This is a genomic window from Edaphobacter bradus (assembly GCF_025685645.1).
In the GTDB taxonomy this organism is placed as follows: domain Bacteria; phylum Acidobacteriota; class Terriglobia; order Terriglobales; family Acidobacteriaceae; genus Edaphobacter; species Edaphobacter bradus.
Genome location: NZ_JAGSYF010000001.1, coordinates 33,033 through 54,505, shown reverse-complemented (window position 1 = coordinate 54,505; position 21,473 = coordinate 33,033). Strand labels below are relative to the sequence as shown.

Annotated in this window: 17 protein-coding genes; 4 read left to right on the top strand and 13 right to left on the bottom strand. The window is 61.3% G+C overall.

Annotation, left to right across the window (positions count from 1 at the left end; genetic code table 11):
- Positions 1-65 precede the first annotated feature (65 nt).
- From OHL16_RS00230 to lptE, 5 genes are all read right to left on the bottom strand, one after another.
- Positions 66-1,163, bottom strand: coding sequence for a YeiH family protein (locus OHL16_RS00230; protein ID WP_263365067.1), 1,098 nt, complete (start codon positions 1,161-1,163; stop codon positions 66-68).
- 6 nt (positions 1,164-1,169) lie between these two features.
- Complete coding sequence (locus OHL16_RS00225; RefSeq protein WP_263365066.1) at positions 1,170-1,295, bottom strand: hypothetical protein; 126 nt, start codon at positions 1,293-1,295, stop codon at positions 1,170-1,172.
- 535 nt (positions 1,296-1,830) lie between these two features.
- Positions 1,831-3,678, bottom strand: a complete 1,848-nt coding sequence (locus OHL16_RS00220; RefSeq protein WP_263365065.1) for a phosphoenolpyruvate carboxykinase (GTP) — start codon at positions 3,676-3,678, stop codon at positions 1,831-1,833.
- 164 nt (positions 3,679-3,842) lie between these two features.
- The gene (gene holA, locus OHL16_RS00215) at positions 3,843-4,988 is read right to left on the bottom strand and encodes a DNA polymerase III subunit delta (protein WP_263365064.1); all 1,146 of its coding nucleotides are present in this window, start codon (positions 4,986-4,988) and stop codon (positions 3,843-3,845) included.
- An 80-nt stretch (positions 4,989-5,068) separates the two neighbouring features.
- On the bottom strand, positions 5,069-5,584 hold the full coding sequence (gene lptE / locus OHL16_RS00210; RefSeq protein WP_263365063.1) for an LPS assembly lipoprotein LptE: 516 nt from the start codon (positions 5,582-5,584) through the stop codon (positions 5,069-5,071).
- 79 nt (positions 5,585-5,663) lie between these two features.
- Here lptE and OHL16_RS00205 point away from each other — a divergent pair, with 79 nt between their 5' ends.
- Positions 5,664-7,358: an MFS transporter gene (locus OHL16_RS00205; protein WP_263365062.1), complete on the top strand. Its 1,695-nt coding sequence runs from the start codon at positions 5,664-5,666 to the stop codon at positions 7,356-7,358.
- A gap of 9 nt (positions 7,359-7,367) precedes the next feature.
- On the opposite strand, the gene OHL16_RS00200 is transcribed toward OHL16_RS00205, so the two are convergent.
- The 3 genes from OHL16_RS00200 to OHL16_RS00190 form a co-directional block, all read right to left on the bottom strand.
- Positions 7,368-8,309: a porin gene (locus OHL16_RS00200; RefSeq protein WP_263365061.1), complete on the bottom strand. Its 942-nt coding sequence runs from the start codon at positions 8,307-8,309 to the stop codon at positions 7,368-7,370.
- Positions 8,310-8,312: 3 nt separating this feature from the next.
- Entirely contained in the window at positions 8,313-8,504 is a 192-nt protein-coding gene (locus tag OHL16_RS00195) for a porin (protein ID WP_263365060.1), read from the bottom strand.
- Positions 8,505-8,957: 453 nt separating this feature from the next.
- The gene (locus OHL16_RS00190) at positions 8,958-9,917 is read right to left on the bottom strand and encodes a hypothetical protein (RefSeq protein ID WP_263365059.1); all 960 of its coding nucleotides are present in this window, start codon (positions 9,915-9,917) and stop codon (positions 8,958-8,960) included.
- Between the two features lie 335 nt (positions 9,918-10,252).
- On the opposite strand from OHL16_RS00190, the gene OHL16_RS00185 reads away from it, so the two are divergent.
- Entirely contained in the window at positions 10,253-12,745 is a 2,493-nt protein-coding gene (locus OHL16_RS00185; RefSeq protein ID WP_263365058.1) for a 2-oxoglutarate dehydrogenase E1 component, read from the top strand.
- Positions 12,746-12,928: 183 nt separating this feature from the next.
- Here the strand turns inward: OHL16_RS00185 and OHL16_RS00180 are convergent, their stop codons facing one another.
- The 4 genes from OHL16_RS00180 to OHL16_RS00165 form a co-directional block, all read right to left on the bottom strand.
- On the bottom strand, positions 12,929-13,129 hold the full coding sequence (locus tag OHL16_RS00180) for a cold-shock protein (protein ID WP_022845525.1): 201 nt from the start codon (positions 13,127-13,129) through the stop codon (positions 12,929-12,931).
- A 265-nt stretch (positions 13,130-13,394) separates the two neighbouring features.
- Positions 13,395-14,147 carry a (d)CMP kinase gene (gene cmk, locus OHL16_RS00175; protein WP_263365057.1) on the bottom strand — a complete coding sequence of 251 codons (753 nt, stop codon included), beginning with the start codon at positions 14,145-14,147 and terminating at the stop codon, positions 13,395-13,397.
- Positions 14,144-16,186, bottom strand: coding sequence for a YML083C domain-containing protein (locus OHL16_RS00170; RefSeq protein WP_263365056.1), 2,043 nt, complete (start codon positions 16,184-16,186; stop codon positions 14,144-14,146). Before OHL16_RS00170 ends, cmk begins: the two co-directional genes overlap by 4 nt.
- 201 nt (positions 16,187-16,387) lie before the next feature.
- Positions 16,388-17,584, bottom strand: a complete 1,197-nt coding sequence (locus OHL16_RS00165; RefSeq protein ID WP_263365055.1) for a pyridoxal phosphate-dependent aminotransferase — start codon at positions 17,582-17,584, stop codon at positions 16,388-16,390.
- 212 nt (positions 17,585-17,796) lie between these two features.
- On the opposite strand from OHL16_RS00165, the gene OHL16_RS00160 reads away from it, so the two are divergent.
- Positions 17,797-18,675: a hypothetical protein gene (locus OHL16_RS00160; RefSeq protein ID WP_263365054.1), complete on the top strand. Its 879-nt coding sequence runs from the start codon at positions 17,797-17,799 to the stop codon at positions 18,673-18,675.
- Between the two features lie 84 nt (positions 18,676-18,759).
- On the opposite strand, the gene mutL is transcribed toward OHL16_RS00160, so the two are convergent.
- Entirely contained in the window at positions 18,760-20,751 is a 1,992-nt protein-coding gene (gene mutL / locus OHL16_RS00155) for a DNA mismatch repair endonuclease MutL (protein WP_263365053.1), read from the bottom strand.
- 57 nt (positions 20,752-20,808) lie between these two features.
- On the opposite strand from mutL, the gene OHL16_RS00150 reads away from it, so the two are divergent.
- Positions 20,809-21,360, top strand: a complete 552-nt coding sequence (locus OHL16_RS00150; protein ID WP_263365052.1) for a methyltransferase family protein — start codon at positions 20,809-20,811, stop codon at positions 21,358-21,360.
- Positions 21,361-21,473 lie beyond the last annotated feature (113 nt).

Sequence of the window (21,473 nt, the reverse complement as noted above, 5' to 3'; positions counted from 1 at the left end):
GAAAAAGGGGCTGGTTCTCGCTTAGGGGCGACAACGACAGCGGAAAGGATGGACACGCATCAGGGTCATCGCGCGACTCCGTGCCCGTAGCTCCAGTAGACGAGCCCCAGCGTAATCAGCGCGATAAAGATCTCGCCGAGGATCCCCACAATCAGCGGACGCCACCCCTGGCTCGTCAGATCGCGAAGATTCGTGCGCAGTCCTACGCCTGCGAAAGCAGGCAGGAAGGCCCACTTCGAGAGGTTCGCCAGGCTCACAAGCTGTCCCTTGGTGAAAAATCCTGCAGTCGCAAGCACCGCGAGCGCGATGAAGCCAAGGATGAACTTGGGAAACTTACGCCACAGGAAGTGCGCCTTGTTCGGCACATCCGGCGCCAGCCCTCGCGAAGACCAGTACACCGCATACGCAAGGACAACGAAGCCGATAAACCCCGAACGTGCCGTTTTCGCCAGCACTGTCCACCGACCGGCCTCGTCGCCATAGAGCGCACCTGTCACAAGCGATTCGGCGGTGTTGTCCACGGCAAGCCCGGCCCACATGCCATAGCCCTGCTGGCTCATATGGAGCACGTGCCCAATCGCCGGAAAGGTAAACAGCGCAATCGCACCCAGCGTCAGAATCGCCGCGATGGCTGTCGATGTGTCCTCTTCTTCCGGTTCAATGGCTCCCTGCGCAGCCATAATCGCGGTCACACCGCAGATGCTCGATCCAATCGCCAGCAGCGAGGTCAGCTTGGGCGGCAGCTTGAACACCCTTCCCAACAACGTCATCACCGACAGTGACAGCATCAGTTCAACAGCCACCAGCGCCAGGGAGAGGCCGCCGATGTGCAGGATATCCTGCAGGAGAAACCGCACTCCCACCAGCACAATCCCCAGCTTCAGCCACAGCTCATAGGTGGCGACCCCGGACCGAAAGATCTCCGCAAGCCCGAGCGTATTGCTGATACCGAGCCCGAGAAGGATTGCCCAGAGAACATACTCCAGGTGCGGAAACGGCACTCCCGGATGCGAGTGCCTCAATTGCGTGAACGTATGCTCCAGCAGCTTGCCCAGCAATCCGATTCCAAACAGCAGCGCCACCCCCGGCAGCGCGCGCACGAGTCGCGCCGCGGCCGTTGGCGCGGGAACAACAACCGGATTCGTAATCGTGTGAGCGGACATTCGTCTCTAGAAGGAGATCGGAGGAAGTACGTTGAAGCGGATCAGCGCAGCAAGAGTCAGAGCAATCGCAACGGCGATCAGATCAATATTGATTCGCGCGGCGGTTGCAGTGCGGTGATTGAGGGGTGCCATATAGCTCCTTAGTTAGGGATATGCTGTTCTAGTGCCAAAAAGAAAAACCCACGTATCGCGAACTAGCGCTGATACGTGGGTTCCTGAAGGTCGTCTAAGCTCGAGCTCTCAGTAAAAACTGATTCGATAGCTTAGGTGAGGAGAGATCCAACGCAGCAGCAACCATCGCCCATACAACAGGGGCAACAGGTACAAAGCGCGTTGCGCATCAATCCCATGCTTCGAGACTAGAGGGTTTGCCGCCGTGAGTCAACACATCCCACAACAAATGGCTCAAGACGACGCATTAAAAAGGAAACCCACGCAGCGCGGTGGGGGCTGTTGCGTGGGTGTTCCCGTAAAGCAACGAAGTGGGTGGACTTCGTTATGACCGACTCAACCCGAAGGGAGTCCTGTCACTCCTTTAAAATACGTCCTTATATGGCCCGAAGTCAAGCGATTTAGGTCATAAAATCAGGCTCGTTTTGCTTGTCCCCATCTTCCTAAACCACGAGGAATGTGCATCTTGCTGCATTCTTCCCATCTCAGGGTAGCCTCATAGCCGACAGATCAGGAGCTCCCGCTCGTAGATCATCTCCGGCGGCAAGTGGTCGTGCAGGGCCAGAAACAGCTCCTCATGATCCATGACTTCCCTGCGCCAGGCCGCACGGTCCACCGTCTGGAGTTCATCGAAGAGCTCCTTCAGCCGCTCACGGGTAATCTTCAGCCCGGCCCAGTTGATGTCTTCGAAGTGCGGCGTCCAGCCGATCGGCGTCTCCTTCCCTTGCGCCCGCCCGCGGACGCGGTCGACGATCCACTTCAGCACGCGCATGTTGTCACTGTAGCCCGGCCAGAGAAACTTCCCGCTCGCGTCCTTCCGGAACCAGTTCACGTGGAAGACCCTCGGCGTCGCGGAAAGCGACCGCTGCATCTTGAGCCAATGACGGAAGTAGTCGCCCATGTGGTACCCGCAGAAAGGCAGCATCGCCATCGGATCGCGCCGGACCTTGCCCGTCGCTCCGGCAGCGGCGGCCGTCGTCTCCGAGCCCATCGTCGCCCCCATGTACACCCCACCCGACCAATTGAACGCCTGGTAGACCAGCGGCATCGTCGTGCTGCGCCGTCCGCCAAAGATGACCGCCGAGATTGGCACTCCGTTCGGGTCCTCCCACGAGGGATCGATCGAAGGGCACTGGCTCGCCGGAGCCGTAAACCGCCCATTCGGATGTGCTGCCGGCTGCCCCGTCGTCTTGCCGATCTCCGGCGTCCACCGGTTACCGCGCCAGTCCAGCAACTCCTCCGGCGGAGCCTCCGTCATCCCCTCCCACCACACACCACCCTCTGGGGTCAGCGCGACATTGGTGAAGATCGTGTTCTTGCTCAGCGTCGCCATCGCATTCGGATTCGTCTTCGGGCTCGTCCCCGGCGCCACTCCAAAGAAGCCCGCTTCAGGATTGATTGCGTGCAGCTGGCCATTGGCATCCGGCTTGATCCAGGCGATGTCATCGCCCACCGTCCACACCTTCCACCCATCGAATCCTGCCGGCGGAATCATCATCGCGAAGTTCGTCTTGCCGCACGCCGAGGGGAACGCAGCCGCGACATAAGTCTTCTCCTTCGTTGGCGATTCGACTCCGAGGATGAGCATGTGCTCCGCCATCCAGCCTTCATCGCGCGCGATGTTCGAGGCGATCCGCAGGGCAAAGCACTTCTTCCCCAGCAGCGCGTTGCCGCCATAACCTGAGCCATAGCTCCAGATCTCTCGTGTCTCCGGAAAGTGCACGATGTACTTCTCGTCGTTACACGGCCACGGAACGTCCTCCTGCCCCGGCTCCAGCGGAGCGCCGACGGTGTGCATGCACGGCACAACGCGCTTCTCGTCCTTGTCGATCTCGGCGAACACCGCCTTGCCGATCCGCGCCATGATGCGCATGTTCACAACCACATACGGCGAGTCAGTCAGTTGCACACCGATCTGCGACATCGGCGAGCCAACCGGCCCCATGCTGAATGGCAGAACATACATCGTCCTTCCGCGCATCGCACCTCTGAAGAGCTCCTTCAGTTTGCGCCGCATCACAAACGGATCTTCCCAGTTGTTCGTGGGCCCGGCGTTGTCCTTCGAGAGCGAGCAGATGAACGTCCGGTCCTCCACTCGCGCCACGTCGTTCGGAGCCGACCTCGCATAGAAGCAACCGGGCCACAGCTTCTGGTTCAACTTGATGAACGTCCCACCATCCACTAGTTCCTGGCAGAGCCGGTCGTACTCAGCCTTTGAGCCGTCGACCCAGTAGATGCTCTCCGGCTGGCACAGCTCCGCCATCTTTTCAACCCAGCGGATGAGGTGCTTGTTCGTTGTCGGAGGACTCATCTGCGCGTGATTCGAAACCGTAGCTGTCTTCATAATTTGAGGAGCTGCTTCCTTCGCGTGAAATGGCAAAAAACTAGTCTTCGCCTCCCACGCAGGAGCTGTCAATCAATCTGTCCTATTATCGACCATAGCTAGTCGAATAACGCACAAACCATATGGAGGTCCAACCAATTATGGGCCGACCAAGTCAAAGCGCCCTAAAGCTCCATCGCAAACTGCAGCGACGGCTCATACCGGCTCGGCTTCGGCTCGGTGCAAAGGTCGAGAACCAGCCGCTCCAGCACCAGCAGCTTATTGGCCGGCGAACTCCGCAACTCAAGGTCTGCCCGCGCCACCAGGCGAATCGCCCGCGTAAGCTCGCGTCGCGACTTGTACCTGCGTGCCTGCTTGATCAGGTCTTCGGCGGCAAACGGCGGCATCCGGAACCCCTGCCACAGGACCTGCCAGATCGCCCGCGAATCGCGGACATTCTTCTCCGCGATAATGAGCATCTGCCGGAACGTGCGCGCAAGCATATACAGGTGCCCGATCGCCGCGTCTTCGCCGCCATCGGACGCATTCAGCAGTCCGTGCAGCAGCGCCAGGGCGCGCGGCCTGTCTTTCGCGCTGATCGCGTCCGTCAGCTCATAAAGCGAGCGCTGCTTGGCCGCCAGCACCATCGTCTCGACGTCGCCCAGCGTCACCCTGCCCTTGCCTTCGACGTAGAGCAGCAGCTTCTCAAACTCGCTGGCGATCATCATCATGTCCGCGCCCAGAGCATCTACCAGCTCGCGCGCGGCGTCCTGCTCAAACCGCACTCCGCGCGACTCGGCTGTAGCGGCGACCCACCGCATCGCGTCGCCCTCCTCAACGCGGGCCAGCTCCACCATGCCGCACCACTCGCCCAGAGTCTCGCGGATGCGCTCGTAACGCTCCTTGTCCTGGTAATCCATCTTGCGCAGGTCCGCCGGAATCCGGAGATGATCCGCGACAAAGAGAATCAGAGCCTGCGGGTTTGGCGAGCGGAAATAGGCATCGATGGCCGCAAACTCTTCCTTCTTGCTCCCCCGCCCATAGAGCCCCTTCAAGCCGCGCACAAAGAGCACCTGAAACGGCGCCATCAGCGAAGGAGTCTGCGCCCGGTCGAGCACCTCGAAGATGCTGGTCTCTGCCAGGTCCAGGTCATGCAGCGCAAAATCTCGCGCCCCCTCCGGAACCAGCGCCGTCAGCACAGCCTTGCGGCAGCGGTCATACAGAAACACCTCGTCCCCAGCCAGAACGTAACCCGGCCGAATCGTAGACGGAGAAGCGATCTCTGTTACGAAGCGGTCCGTTGCGGCAAAGCTGCGAAGTGAGGTGGGCATAAACACACGACCCCTTCGGAAAGGGGGCTCTCTCTACTATGAAGCCTGCAGACAAATTCGCCAACAGGCTTGCACCATAACTAGAACGACTCCAGCAGATCGCTCACCACAGCTTGGGCAAAGTCACGCGACATCCGCGTAATCGCGGGCGAACCCTCCTGAATAAACCCATTCAGGTCCTGCGTCGATTGGTACTGTTCGCGGAAGGTGATGGCGTCATTTTCATAGAGCACCCTGCCATCGCGTTCCGTAAGCACCACCTTCGCCGTCACCGTCACCATGTAGCTCGACGACTGGCTCGTCGTAGCGTCGTAGGTCAGTGGCGCAATCGTCTCGGAGAGGATCGTCCCTCGTAGCGTCGCGTCCGCATCGGCCGTGTCGCTGGTAAGCACCCTGTACCGCGTGCGTGTGTTCAGTTCATGCACTACAGCCTGAGTAAAAGCCATCTCCGTCCGGTAAGCCTGCACATGTGTTGCGAATACGGGCACCCCAACCGTGGCGACGTTGGGCGGAAGGTGAGTCGCCGAACCGGCCTGGTGGTAGCCACATCCCGTAAGGGTCGTTAAGAGCAGCAGCGTAAGAGCGCGAAGCGTCATGCGAGTTGTCTCTATTGTCGCACTCGCTCTCGAGCTTCCAGGCGGGTCTCTTTGCTGCATCTCGTAAACTGGAACAGGAATGCCCTTCGAGACCCCAAACACAGGCCCAACGGTTGCAGTCGCCAACCCGGCCCCGAGCGGCTTCGCACCCCTTCGCATCCCGCTCTTCCGCGACCGCTGGATCGCCTCCACCGTCTCCTCCGTTGGAACCTGGATGCAGGACACAGCTGGAACCTGGCTGATGACCTCGCTCACCGCCTCGCCTCTGCTCGTCGCCCTCATGCAGACCGCGGCCAGCCTGCCCGTGCTTCTGCTCGGCCTGCTCGCCGGAGCCACGGCAGACATCTTCGACCGCCGCAAGCTGCTCATCTTCTGGCAGGCCTGGATGCTGATTTCAGTGGCGGTCCTCGCGCTGCTCACCTTCATTGGCTACATCACTCCCTGGGCACTGCTCGCCTTCACCTTCCTACTGAACATTGGCTCGGCGATGAACAACCCAGCCTGGCAGGCCATCGTTCCCGAACTCGTCCCCCGCGAGCTCATCCCTGACTCGGTCTCGCTCAACGCCGCTTCCAACAACATCGCTCGCGCCGTCGGGCCCGCGCTCGGCGGCCTGCTCGTCGCAGCCTTTCAACGCGTCTACTTCGGCGCAGGAGCGGTCTTTCTCCTCAACGCACTCTCGTTTGCCGGCGTCATCTGGGTTCTCTTCAACTGGAAGCGCACGCCGCTCTTCAAATCGGCGTTGCCTTCGGAGCGCATCGCCGGCTCCATCCTTACCGGGCTGCGCTACGTTCGTTACGCGCCGGAGCTGCAGGCCTCGCTCGCCCGCGCCTTCACCTTTCCCTTCTTCATCTCGGCCATTTGGGCGCTCCTGGCCGTCGTCGCTAAGAAAGATCTGAACCAGGGCGCGCTCGGCTACGGCATCCTCAACGGCTCCCTCGGCGCAGGAGCGGTCATGGGCGCCATGCTGCTGCCGCGTGTCCGACGACGCTTCACTGCCGACCAGATCATCGCCTTCGCCACCTTCTACGACGTCATCACATTGCTGATCCTGGCCTTCGCGCACTATCCCTCAGTCATCATCCCGGCGCTCATCCTCTCCGGTTTTGTCTGGACCAGCACCATGTCCACGCTCAACACCTCGGTTCAACTCTCCGTGCCGGCCTGGGTGCAGGCACGCGCGCTCGGAACCTACCTGATGACCTTCCAGGGAGGAATGGCGCTCGGCTCCGTCCTCTGGGGATACGTTGCGGAACACACCTCAACCTCGGTTGCTCTCGCGGTTTCGGCTATTGGGCTCGCGATCACCTATCCGCTCACTCGCAGCTTCCACATCCTCAAGGGTCCTATCCCCGACCACACGCCTTTCCCGGCAAGACGCCCCGCACCGCAACCCGCATTCCCCGATGGCGACCCTCAGCTCGCCGACGACCCCATCCACGCCGGCCCCGTCCGCATCTCCATCGACTACTGCATCCCGGCCGAGAACTACGCCGAGTTCACCCACGCCATCCACCAGCTGCGCAAAGTCCGCCTGCGCGACGGAGCCATCCGTTGGGGAATCTACCGCGACGCCATCAACCCCGAGCATCTCAACGAAACCTTCATCATGGAGTCATGGCTCGACTTCCTCCGCTCCCGCGAGCGCATCACAGCAGCCGACGAAGCCATTCGCGCCCGCGTTCGCGCCCTCCACAAGGGCGATGAATCTCCCAGAGCCACCTACCAGATCTACGCGAAAGAGATCACCCCTCACGCTCCTGACCATTCGTAGCCGTAGCAGCTACCACGCTCCCTGCTTGCCCCCATACCACCAGACAAGCCCCACCGTAGCCGTAGTCTGATGTGCCGCGAGCACGTTCGGCTTGTTCGTCAAGAAGAAAGGCACGTTCGTCCAGTCGCGCCGGTACTCCAACCGAGTCATAAGCCCCTCCGTCACCCTGTACTCATACGTCCCGGTGAACTCCTTGAGTGCCTGCGTCGTTCCGCTAAACAGTCCACCACGGTCTGAAAGATACTCCGTCCTTGCGGCCAGGGCCTGCTTCGGCCTCCACTGATACCGCACATATGCCGCGCCTCCGTCCACGTGCGATGGCGCAGACGACATCCCTGGCCCGGCAGTCCCCCACTCCCGTGAGATGACGTAGTCTCCTTCCAGCGCAAACGACAGCTTCTCCGACGGATTCCAGGTCACATAGCTGTCGAAGATATGCTGCTTGCCATCCGGAGCAGGACTCACTGGCGTCAGGCACAACCCCGGCTGTACCGGCGTCGTTCCGCAGTTCGTTGCAGGCAACGTGTCAGGATGCTCCTGACCCAGGTAGTAGTTCATTGTCCATGCGATCTTTGGAGTCGGCGTATACACATACCCGAACAGCTCATCCTTGAACGAGTTCGTCGGCTCAGACTGCTGAGTTCCATTACGATCCAGTAGTTCACGGCGAGCTTGCCGTTCATCTTGAAGTTCGCCCTGACGCCCGTATGGTAGAAGGGCAGGTAGTCGTAGTAGAACGAGCGCGTGTAGTTCATCTGGTCCTTGTGTAGTTCCCTTCGATCCCGATCGAGTCGACCACTTCCCCACATCCACTGTCAGCCCGCGCTTAAGCGGAAAGATGTACGTCCCATACACCTGGAAGAGGTTCCGGTAGATCTCTGGCCTCGGCTCGTTTGCAGGATTCCCCTGCAGCGTCTCGGTCGCCTGTCCGAATTGCAGGTCCAGCCGCACTCCTTAGCGCCGCCCATTGGCCACATCCGGATCAAGCGCCAGCACCACATCCGCCTGATTGACACTGAACGCATTGCTCAGCACGTCATACGCGCGCAGATACTGCACCCTTCCCAGTGGATGGTTGAAGTCGTACCCATAGTAGCCGTCAAACAAGTAGTTCAGTGTCGCCCCACCCGGAAGCTGCGTCGGCACCGGCAGTCTCTGCGCATTCGCCGTTGCAGTTTGTACCGGATGGTCGACCACCACCCCCCGGCGCCTTCGCCCCACCGCCCCGCCCTACCTCGGCAACGCTCTCAGCCAGAGCCGTCGTCGCCTGCGTCGCAGCCGAACTCTCCGGCAGCATCGCCATCCTCTGCGCCTGTTGTTCCCTGAGCTGCGCCTCGAGTGCGCGACTCGCTGCGCAAGCTCATGCACACTCTGCCGCAACTCCCCCATTCCCGGCGTCTCTTCCTCCAGATGGACTCTGGGCCCAGGCTGCGCGCCCGACCATAGCCGGCGCAAGCAAGACCAAGCAAAAAACATGCAAAGACAAGGCCGATCGACTCGATAAGCGCATGACAACCTCGCAGATTTCTCAGAAAGACAACCACACTTCCCGTGAGAGCCGTAAAGACCGATTCCGGTTTTGTATTCTCGTCCTACTGATTACTGCGGTAAAGCCTCTTCCCCCGGTTCCACCTTGCCAATCCCTGGCAGAATCGTCGCCGTCGCCTTGAACTTCCTGTAGTCCGAGTCCACCCCGCGGACCTTTCCGTTGAAGTTGAAGAACAGCATCGCCCGCACCGCTCCTTCGCCATCCCAGCGCACCGGCAGCCATGCCTCGCCATTCACCTTCTTCTGCTCGAAAGAAAAAGTCGTCCCCTGCTTGATGTTCACCAGCATGCCCGCACCAATCTTGAACGCCTTCTCAAACCGTCCTTCGACCCTCGCAATCGTGCGGTCCTGCTCATCGATCCACACCGTCCCCGCCAGGTCGCGGATCAACTCTTCCGTCCTGTTCCGCGTCTTCGCCTTCGGATCGCCCACAAAATCCACCGTAATCGTGTCGCGCCCATCCATCGTCACCCGCCGCGGATTCGAAAAGCTTCCCAGCGTCAGCAGCCTCGACACCGTCACCTCCTCATTCCCGTGCGAGTCCGTCTCCTCTCCCTTGGCATCGGCCTTGCTCCGCCTCTCCTTTGCCTTGGCGACCTGCTTGTCGATCTCCTCATCCTGTTTCTTCTGCTCCTCGGCCGTCAGCTCCTTGCCATCCTTCTTCACCAGCTTGTGCACCTGGACTCCGTTCAGCCAGAAGATGTCGTACTCATTCGACTGCGTCTTCTTCGCCGCACCGTGACTGTCGTCCTTCTCCTCCGTCACCACCTCGCGATACAGGTAGTCCTTCAGCACCGCCTCCGAAGTCCTCTGATTCGTCTCGACAGCATGCATCAGCGCAGCCACATCCGGCAGCGGACGCTCCTCGCTTCCCGCCGGTAGACTCTGCCCCGCAGCCTCACCCGCCGCTTGTCCACTTTCGGGCGTCTGCCCCCACGCCAGGGTGCCCGCCAGCAAGGCGACCATCATCCCCACAAGCCGCCACGGAAACCTGCCCCGCGTAACTGTCATGCCTCAACTATAGAAGCCGGAGCCTCATCTTCACCCAGATGCTCGCCATGGCTTCCGAATCTCTTACCCGCAGCGAAGTCCTGGCTTAGCCGGAGCCGGCCCCTAAGCCGCTATCATGGAATATCTTGCGCGATTGCGCGAAATGCCTTCTTCCTGGCAGCCGATGGCGATCGAGGAACATGCAGCCGATAATCGGCGCCCTGCGCTACGTAGGGGATGCCACATGACTCCGAAAGGTCTAGCATAAAAAGTGACGCATCGGATCGCGAAGATCAGCGCGAAGACCGTTGTAATTCAGACCGCGAACCAATGACTGTTCGCACATAGAGGAAGAAATGGCTACAAAGGCAGAGCCGCTCCAGCAGGCAACCGCAGTTGAACAAAATGAACGTGAAGTCATCTTCGATATCTTTCGCCGCTGGGGATACCTGCAGGCCTCACTTGATCCGCTTGGCCAGTACCTTCCGCCCGAGCCGTTTCCCACGCCCACGCCTGAAGGCGAACTGGCCGCCGAAGCGCGCAGCTACTACTGCGGAACCATCGCCGCAGAGTTCATGCACATCGCCAGTCCCGAGCAGCGCCAGTGGCTCGAAGAGCAGATGGAGCGCCAGCCCGCGAAGGAGAATCAGAAGCACATCCTCACGCAGCTCATCCATGCCGATCTCTTCGAGCAGGTGATCCAGTCGCGCTACCTAGGTACCAAGCGCTTCTCGCTCGAAGGACTCACAGCGCTGATCCCCTTTCTCGACCGCGTGCTCGAAGTCAGCTCCGGACTCGGCGTCGAAAAGATGATGATCGCGATGAGCCATCGCGGCCGGCTCAACGTGATGACCAACACCGTCGGTCGCGCGCCCTCTGAGATCTTCACCAAGTTCGAAGACGTCGATCCGCGCAGCACCATGGGCGGCGGCGATGTGAAGTATCACGTCGGCGCAACCGGCGACTACACCTCGCCCGACGGCAAGGTCATCAACATCCATCTAGCCTCGAACCCGAGCCACCTCGAAGCCATCGATCCCGTTGTGCTCGGCCGCACGCGCGCCAAGCAGGAGCGCATCGGCAAGGGAGGCAAGCGGGCCATCCTTCCGCTCATCATCCACGGCGACGCGGCCTTCGCCGGCCAAGGCGTCCTCGCCGAGACGCTTAACATGGCAACCCTGCACGGTTACAACGTCGGCGGAACGATTCACGTGATCGTCAACAACCTTCTCGGATTCACCGCGATCCCCGAAGAGTCCAACTCCTCGCGTTTCTCTACCGACATCGCCAAGCGGCTTCCCATCCCGATCTTCCACGTCAACGCCGAAGATCCCGATGCCGTCGTCCGCGTCGCCGCCATCGCCACCGCATATCGCCAGCGCTTCCACTCCGACATCGTCGTCGATCTCGTCGGCTATCGCCGCCACGGACACAGCGAGGTCGACGACCCGACCGTCACGCAGCCGCGCCGCTACGCCGTCATCAAAGACCGCCCGCCGCTCTACCAGCTCTACGCGAAGAGCATCGGTGTCGATCCCACCGAAGAGGCGCAGGATGTCCAGAAGGAACTGCTCGACGACCAGAAGGCTGCCACCAAGGCAGACCACAAGCCGAAACTTCACGAGCTGCCCAGCTACTGGGATGCCTATAAGGGCGGCGAGTTCGACCCCACCGATGAGGTCACAACCGGCCTCTCCGCTGAACGCGTCCTCGAACTCACGAAGCGTCTCACTGCTTACCCTGAGGGCTTCCACATTCATCCCAAGGTGAAGAAGCTCCTCGAGCAACGCCTCGAGATGGGCGAGGGCAAGCGACCCTTCGACTACGGCATGGCTGAGCTCGTCGCCTTCGCCTCCCTGCTCGAAGCCGGGACTCTGGTGCGCCTAACCGGCCAGGACTCGCAGCGCGGAACCTTCAACCAGCGCCACGCCGTCATGGTCGACACCGAGACTGAGCTCCGCTACATGCCTCTCTCGCACCTCACCAAAGATCAGGCACGGTTTGAGGTCTACAACTCCCTGCTCTCCGAGGCCGCCGTTCTCGGCTTTGAGTACGGCTTCTCGCGCGACTATCCCGAGGCCCTTGTGCTCTGGGAGGCGCAGTTCGGCGACTTCGCCAACGGCGCGCAGATCATCATCGACCAGTTCATCGCCGCCAGCGAGGCAAAATGGGGCCTGCTCTCCGGCGTCGTCCTGCTGCTTCCGCACGGCTACGAGGGCCAGGGCCCGGAGCACTCGAGCGCGCGCATCGAGCGCTACCTGCAACTCGCGGCCAACGACAACATCCAGATCTGCCAGCCGTCGAACGCCGCGCAGTACTTCCACCTGCTGCGCCGTCAGGCGATGCGTTCATGGCGCAAGCCACTCATCGTCTTTACGCCGAAGAGCATGCTGCGCCACCCCGACGCCTCATCAACGCTCGCTGACTTCGGGCGCGACCGCTTCCTGAACGTGCTTCCCGACAACGAGGTTGAGAACCCTCGCCGTCTGCTGGTCTGCAGCGGCAAGATCGGCCACAATCTCCGCGTCGAACGCGAAAAGCGCAAGGACAAGAGCGTCGGCATCATCTTTCTCGAGCAGATGTATCCGTGGCCCGAAGAGGAGCTGCAGGCCGCGCTCGACCAGCATCCCAACGCCGAGGAAATCGTCTGGGTCCAGGAAGAGCCGGCCAACATGGGCGCTTTCTTCTACGTGATGCCGCTTCTCCGCCGTGTCGCCCGCGACCGCGCTGTGCTAAGCGTCAAACGCAGCGCCAGCGCGACCCCTGCCACCGGCTCGGCCAAGGCACACGATATCGAGGAGAAGACCCTGATCGACGTCGCACTCGGTACAGCCGGCTCCGACGACTAAATCAGATCGCCGATGGCTCGGGTTGGTAATCGGCGAAAACTCTCTCCGCTGGTAACACGTCAAAATAATGGCTTAAATGAGCAAAGGGACGGAAGCCGTCCCTTTGCTCGAACTTAGGTCGAGCTAGCCTCGAAAATTTGAAATAAAACAGAACTTCAGAGGAAACTGACGGTTGACTGGAACTTACAGAGGCTGAACGTCGGACGCCTGCCAGCCCTTAGGTCCCTTGACCACGTTGAATTGAACTGCCTGGCCTTCCTGGAGGCTCTTGAAGCCGCTCGAGTTGATCGCCGAGTAATGCACAAACACATCCTCGCCGTTCTGGCGGCTGATAAAGCCAAACCCCTTGGCATCGTTAAACCACTTTACCGTTCCCTGTTCCATGATGTTTCTTTTCCTCGTTTACTGCTGAGATTGCCGCTAGATCCAAATCGGGGTTTCGCATATGCCGAGCGTTGCAGAAAACCAATCTGTTTCAAACGATGTGTGAAGGTTAGCATAACCGGCAAGTTTTTTCAGAAATCTTTTGATTTGCACTGTTTATGTTGCAATTCCGACCCAAAGTTAACTTGATAGTAAAGGGTTTGAGGGCACTTCGGCCTCTGGCGAGCCGCATAGGGGAATATCTTTCCCACGCTATGCCTCCACGCTATGCAAGATGCGAACGGACGATCTCCTCGGCACGGGCGAGAACCTCCTCCAAAGTCATCGTGGTCGAATCGAGGACAACGGCGTCCGGTGCCGGCTTGAGGGGCGATTCGACACGGTTGCGGTCCCGTTCGTCGCGCTCTTTCAGATCACGAAGAATTGCCTGCTGAGCCGCCTCAGCCCCTGGAGTTCGTTGCATAGCCGGCCTCTCCAGAGCGTTCGATGGTGAAATAACCTGGCGATAGCGGCGGTCGCCACGAACCTCGGGCGAAGCGTCGAGGAAGATCTTGACCTCGGCATCGGGGAAGACAGCGGTCCCGATGTCACGGCCCTCCATAACTACCCCGCCGGCGGCGCCGAGTGCTCGCTGCTGTTCGACCATCCAGGCGCGAAGATGCGGATGGACAGAGACGCGGGAGGCCGCCTCAGTCACGTCGGAGTCGCGCACGCGGCGCGAGACGTCGATGCCATCGAGCACGACGCGATTGCCCTCGAACTGCGGCTCAAGCGAGATTCGCGTGTATGCTGCGAGATCAAGCAAAGGCGCTTCATCGTCAAACGAGAGATCGCTCTCGATGGCCTTGAGAGCGAGCGCGCGGTACATCGCGCCGGTTTCGAGGTTCAGGAATCCGAAGCGGCGTGCAAGATGAGCGGCGAGCGTGCTCTTGCCTGCGCCCGCAGGGCCGTCGATTGCAATTACGGGACGCTGGCGCTTCGTGTTAGCTGTCGGTGAGGCTTGCGGCGTTGAGGTCATTCAGGTCTCGGCTTGCGCTTGGCAAAGGGTTTCTTCTCGCCCATGAACTTCTGGAACGGACCGGACTTGCCTGCAGGCTTGTCGCTCCCGGGAGCAGACTTACCTCCGGACTTGCCGAATGGCTTTTTACCATACGGCTTCGCTGAGGAAAACCCCGGCTTGCCCTTTTCTCCAAACTTCTTCTTGCCGCCAAAGCTCTTCGGCTTGCCGGCGAAGCCGCCGCCGGATTTTGCGAAGGGCTTCTTCGCGCCGAAGCTGCGGCGTGGAGCTTCCGAATCACCTTGAGCCGCAAAACGTGTCGGGCGCTCCGACGCCTCGCCTGAGGGCGCGCGATCAATGTCCTTGCCACGAGGAGCAAATTTGCGAGCCGGACGATCCGAGCGAGGACCAAACTCCTGCCGCTCGCCACGGCGGGGCGAGAAGGCAGGCTTCGAGCCACCGAAGTCACGACGGGGCGGACGCGACTCTCCAAAGTCCCGCCGAGGAGGACGTGACTCACCAAAGTCGCGGCGAGGCGGACGCGACTCTCCAAAGTCCCGCCGAGGAGGACGTGACTCACCAAAGTCGCGGCGCGGCGGACGCGACTCTCCAAAGTCCCGCCGGGGAGGACGTGATTCACTGAAGTCGCGGCGCGGCGGGCGCGACTCTCCGAAATCACGGCGGGGAGGACGTGACTGACCGAAGTCTTCACGCTTGCGCGGGGAACCTTCGCGGCTGGAAAACGGCTTCTTGAAGGGCTTGCGCTCGCCGGATTCGCTCTCTCTGTCGTCGCGGCGGAACGACGGCTTGCCGCCAAATTTTCCTGCGGCTTTCGATCCGAACGAGGGGCGCGAACCGTATGGCTTGGCTGGGCGATCGAACCTGCGCGGGCGATCCGAACTCTCCGTTCCTATACCTTCTGAATCGGTTGGATTGAACGGGCGAGCTGCTCGCCTAGTCTTCTCTTCGTCCCACGGTTTGGTGTAATCGGGCTTCGCTTCGCGCCGGAAAGGCCGGCGCTCGCGGTCTGTGCGATCGAAGGATCGAGCCGCTGGGCGCGACGCGAATCCGCCCTGATCGCGACGTGGCTTCGGAACGAACTTGCCGATACGCGGACTCTGCGGCACTTCTTCCTCAGTTGTGGCGACGATAGCAGACTCGGCCTCTTCAGGCGCCAGAACTGCGACCGGTTCGAATGTCGGGAGTTCGCCTGTGATGTGGAGAGCGGTCTTGCCCTCGATCACAATCGTTTCGAGTTGGCGCGCGGCGACCAGCGCGTGGACGACCTCGCGGATGCGAGAACGTGCAGTGAGAGGCGAGAGGAAGGTCTCAACTTCTTCTTCTGTAGGAAGAATCGCCTGGCCGAGGTAGAGAGAGATGAGCGCGGAGAGCGCGGTAGGCTGTCCGGCGTTGGCTCCGGCTTTAATCTGGCGGGTGTAGCGCGTCGTGGTGAGCTCCCATAGCGTGGCCGCGCCGTCGGGCTGAAGAACCGGGAGAACACGAAGATGCTGCCAGAGTTCGGTGAGCGCGCGGAGGACGGCGGTCTCAGTGACCTCCTTGCCAAGTTCAGTGGCAAGGTCGTAAGCCGAGAGCGTGACCTTTTGCGCGAGCAGGTTGTAGGCAGCGAGAGCCAGCGGCGAGACCTTTGTAGCCCCGCTGGTCGCGGGAGGCTGCTTCCAGGCCTTGTCGCCGCGCAGGGTGAAGATGAAGGAGAACGCCGCGGGCGAGACGAGGAAGTCCGGCGTTTCGCTTCCGCTCTGCGTGCCGAGCAGGCTGAGCGGAATCACGGCTCCCTCGGCGATGAGCCGGGTGAGGAGGCTGCGCGGCTCTTCTGTCTCCGCGAGCGTGGGAGCTGCGTTTGCTGCTCCCAGAACGGCCTCGACGAAGCTGGGCGCAGGCGTGGGGAGTTGCTGAGCGCGTGGCGCGTAGAGAACGAGGCCAGAGACGCTGATCCAGTCGCGCAGGGCCTCGAGGGTCAGCAGCGGCTGGGCGTTCTGATGCCAGTGCGCGAGGCGGGTTGCGGCCAATTGCCAGGCCGTGGGGGAATCTGAGTTACTCAAAGTATTGCCTTCCTGCTGGGCGATTCGTCCGCGCGACAGCACTCCGTCAGCCTGGGCTGAGGGGGATCTTGATGGGGGGACGCAAGACGCTCTTTGCGATCAAACCAAACGCACGTCCTCTCAAAGGATAGCAGCAAAAGCTGCGACGGACCTCGTGCAGGACCAGGAGACCGGACTTTTCCTATCTTCTACCAGAGCAAGTCATACGACCACGCCGTCGCGGCGTGAGCGGAGCGGTGGCATCTCGTTGAAGGCGGCGGCAGGTGTGTCCATCGCCTTCTTGAAGGAGGTCTTGAAGGCCTGCATCTCCGACGGCAGGCCGACGGTGACGCGGACGTAATTCGGCCAGATCGGCCAGCTACGGCCGATGTGAACTCCGTCCTGCGCCATAAGGTTGCGAATCTGCGGACCGGGGCGCTTGACGTCGATCATGAAGCAGTTGGTCTGCGAGGGGATGAACGAGTAGTTGTTGGCCCTGAGCCAGGCAAAGGCGTCGTTGCGCGTGTCGGCGATGAGCTTCTTGCGCGCAGTCACGAGGTCGGAGTCCATAAGGCTGGCCTGCGCGGCGATCATGCCGGTGATAGGCATCGGCGAATTGCCGTAGTCCATAAGCTTCTTGAGCAGGTCGGGGCGGCCGATGGCGAAGCCGCAGCGGATACCGGCCATACCGTAGATCTTGGAGAATGTGCGGAGGATGACGACGTCCTTGCCGGCCTTGACGTGATCAATGGCCGAGGTGGCGTCGGAGAGATGGATGTAGGCCTCATCGACCAGGATGACTGCGCTGGCGGGCTTGTTGGCGACCAGCCAGTCGATGTCCTCTTTACTGGTGATGGTTCCGGTGGGGTTGTTGGGGTTGCAGATGTAGATGAGCCCGGCGTTAGGGTCGGCTTTGGCCATGACGCGGACGTCATGGGAGTAGTCCTTGGCGAGCGACACGGCATGGATAGGAGCCTTGGCGATCTCGGCGGCGCGCTGGCCTGCCTCGTAGGTTGGGTTGGCGCAGACAAAGCTGCGTGTGGGCGAAGTGAAGGAGAGCACGGTGAAGTGAAGCGGCGCGCTCGAGCCATCGTAGACCTGCACGTGGTCGACGGGGACTCCCATCTGCTCGGCGTAGAGCTTCATGAGATCGAAGTAGAGAGGAGGCGCGTACCGTCCGCCGTTGGGAATGATGTCGGCGATGGCCTTGCGTGCGGCTTCGCTCGGGCCGAGGGGGTTCTCGTTGGCATCGAGGTGGATGCCCTTCATGGAGAACTCAGGGACGGCTGCGTCGAGGGCGGCGGCGCGGGCGAAGTGTGCCTCGGTGAGGATGGGGCCGACGGCGAGCACAGCAGAGGCAGAGCGAAGGAAAGAACGGCGCGTGAAGGAACTACAGGAAGAGAGATCGTTCAAGTGCATGACGGCTCCTGTAAGACATCTTTGATGTTGTAGGCCGGTGGGAGACGGACGAGTGGCAGGCGCTCGTTCGTCTTCAATGTAGTTCCGCAGAAGCGCGTTGACAAGGGAATTAATGAGCAACAGCACCGCAACAGTTTGCGTCCTACTGCGTTAGCAGGATTGGGCTCGTGAATCCATGAGTCCGAATTTAGTGTCACCGGAGGCAGTCAGCGATGAAATATCTTTCAGTTCTCCCCATTGCAATTTTTTCAATTGCGCTACAGGCCCAGACGGTAGGTGCGTCAGGAGCAGCGAGCACAGCAGCAAACGCCGATGCTGGGCTGTCCCGTGCCGCTGTCCAATCAAGCAGTGCAGCGGAGGCAAACGCGGCCACGACGGCGGCTGCGCAGGCAGGACAGGCCTCTGCTTCGGCTTCACAGGCTACGAATCTATCTGCTGAGCTAACAAAGAAGATTGACACCAGAAATGCAAAGGTAGGAGATGAAGTAGAGGCAAAGACCACGAGCACTGCAAAGCTGATCGACGGTACGAAGCTGCCGAAGGGTACGCGGCTGCTGGGTAAGGTGACCGAGACTCATGCAAGGTCGAGCGCGGACAAGAGCTCGCATCTTGCATTCAGCCTTGACCGGGCCGTGTTACACGACGGGCGCGAGCTGCCCGTGCACGCGACGTTGACCTCGTTGGCGCGACCAACGGCTTTGACGGCGAGCACGGCTGACGATATGTCGATTCAGTCATCTGGAGGAGCGACGGCGGGTGGCGGAAGCCGCAGTGGATTGCTGGGAGGCGTTGGCCGCACGGCTGGCGGTGTGGTTGGCGGCGCTTCCAATTCGGTTGGGGACGTAGGCGGGGCAGTGCGGTCGGGCGCCAATTCTGTCGTGGCGGACACGAGCGCAGTGGGCAGCAATGTTGCGGCGAGCGCAGGCTCTGCCGTCGCGCTGGACCATGTCCCCGTTGCGAATATGCCGGGCGTGACGCTCTCAAGCGCAACCAGCGCGAGCAGCTCGGGCTCGCTCGACGCGGCGGGCAGGAACCTCAGCCTGGATAGCGGCACACAGATGACGTTGAATGTCTCTGCGGGCCAGCAATGACAACCGCTAAGATGGTTGGTTAACGTGACGAAGAAAGCGGCTTCGAGGTTCGAAGCCGCTTTCCTCTTTTGGAAGTGACAAAGCTCAGATGCGCTGGAAGGCGCGTTGAATGTCCCTGTGGGAGTAACGCAGCGCAATAGGCCGGCCATGGGGGCAGGCGGTGGGGTGTTCGGTCTTGGCTAGTTCGTTGAGGAGCCACTCGATTTTGGTGGGTTCGAGGGGCTGGTTGATCTTGATGGCCGCGTGGCAGGCGATGGAGGCGGCGATGCGGCGACGGCGGGCCTCGGCATTTTCAGCCTGCTGGTTACGATCGGGAGCTTCGAGGACCTCCTGTAGCATCTGCTCGAGTTCCCTGCCTTCGAGGCCTACGGGCGCGGCCTTGACGGCGAGTGTACGCGGACCGAAGGGCTCGACCTCGAAGCCGTTGCGTTGCAGCTCGTCGGCAATCTCGGCGAAGGAGAGCATCTGCGCGGGGAGGAGGTCGATGAGCAGCGGCATGAGGAGGCGTTGCTTCTGCACCTGCTCCGTTGTTCTCTCGCGGAGGACCTTTTCAAAGAGGATGCGCTCGTGCGCGACGTGCTGGTCGATGATCCAGAGGCCCTCTTCGTTGACGGCAAGGATGAAGGAGTCGCGAAGCTGGCCGAGCGGCTTTAGCGTCGAGAGCGCGTAGAGCGTGTCCGTCTGTTGCGGCGCGCCGTTGGTGCCTGGCTCGTGAGTCGCGGGCGCGGTGGCCTCGTAGCCAACGGGGATGGAGTGGCCGGGATAGGCGAAGCGTCCGGGCGATGGCGGAACGATGGGTGCGGCGAGGGTGAAGCTGGGAGATTTTGCCGTCGTGAAAGGAACAGTGTCGGCAGCGGTAGGCTCGGGTTCGGATTGCGGGAAGGTGGCGGGCTCGCGCGTGGGATCGAAGACCGGTGGGATTGGACCGTCGGGGAGCGGGCTTACGTCGAGCAGCAGTGAGCTCTCCGGTCCGTACCGGCCGTTGTTGAGCGCGGCGGCGAAGCTGGCGGCTGGGCGCGCCTGCATCAGCACAGTGCGGACCGTGTCGCGGACGAAGTCGTGCACGAAGGCCGACTGGCGGAAGCGGACTTCGGTCTTCGCGGGATGCACGTTGGCGTCGACCTCTTCGGGAGGCATCTCGAGGAAGAGGAGGACGACGGGAAATGACGTCGGCGGAATGATGTTGCGGTAGGCCTCGGTGAGTGCGTGGAGGATGAGCTTGTCGCGGATAAGGCGATGATTGACGAAGACGTAGATGGAGTTGCGATTGAGCTTCTGCAACTCGGGCTTGGAGATGAAGCCGGCGAGGCGAAGATGGCCCGGAGCGGGCGGCTCGTAGTCGGGTTCGCGCTTCCATGGCGGAGGTTCAGGCAGGCCGGCGTGCGCGAAGTCCTGCTCGGCAGCGATGGGAAGCATGTAGCCGGTGGTGTCCTTGCCGAAGATCTGGAAGAGGCGGTCGGCGGCGTTGGGCACGGACGGCGCGGTGAGCAGCGCCTGCGTCGCCGAGTGCAGTTCGAAGTGCTTCGTTGGGTTGGCTAGCGCGTAGTGGGTGACGAGCGCGGCGATGTGCGAGAGCTCAGTCTGCTCGGTGCGGAGAAATTTGCGGCGCGCGGGTGTGTTGAAGAAGAGATCGCGGATCGTAATGGTGGTGCCGGCGGGAAGGCCGGCGTCTTCCACACGGAGGATGTTGCCTCCCGCGATCTCGAGAACGGTGCCAGCTTCGTCAGCGGGGTCGCGAGTCTCGAGCGTAAGGCGCGATACGCTCGCGATGGACGGCAGCGCCTCGCCGCGGAAACCGAGGGTGGCGATGGAGAGGAGATCGTCGGCGGTGCGGAGCTTAGAGGTCGCGTGGCGCTCGAAGGCGAGCAGAGCGTCGTCGCGCACCATGCCGTGGCCATTGTCGGAGATGCGGATGAGCTTGCGGCCGCCGCCTTCGATCTCGATGCGGATGCGAGAGGCTCCTGCGTCGAGGGAGTTTTCGAGTAGCTCCTTGACGACTGAGGCCGGGCGCTCGACGACTTCACCGGCGGCGATCTGGTTCGCCACGAGGTCGGAGAGGATGCGGATGCGGCCCATTAGGAGATTGTAAGGGCAACCGCGACGTGCCTCTGGCGATGGTGGTCTAATGGCACTGTGCCCGTGTATGCCTACACCATCGTGATTGCGGGAGTCGTGCTCTGGCTACTGCCCTTTGCGCTGACCGGATGGAACATGAGCGCTCCGCAGAGCCTCGACAAGCGTGCGCGATGGGGCATGCTGCTGGAGTTGGTGGGATACACGGTGATGCTGCAGAGCCGCTTCTGGGAGGCGTCGCCCGGGCTTTGGCGGGTTGTGGCTTCGACGCTGCTTCTGGTGTCCGCGAATCTGCTGTCGTGGTCAGCAACTCGTGTGTTGGGACGGCAGCACCTCCGGCTCGACGCGGCGATCGACGCGAACCATGAACTGGTCCGCCAGGGACCCTACCGGCTGGTAAGGCACCCGATCTACGCATCGATGCTGTGCGCGCTGTGGGGGATCGGTTTCATGGCCGCTTCACCGCTGCTGTTCGTCGTGGCGACCGCAATCTTCCTGGTGGGCACGGAGATTCGTGTGCGGGCCGAGGATCGCCTATTGGAGGCGCGGTTTGGGCAGCAGTTCCTGGAGTATCGGCGCTCGACGCGCGCCTATGTTCCGCTGTTGCGGTAACCGCATTGGATGTACCACTGCTCCATCTCCACCTGACAAGCCTCATAATTTCGTTGAAATATAAGGCGTTGCATGGCGATTTGTTTGCTTACCGAACCATTTCATTTCTTGGT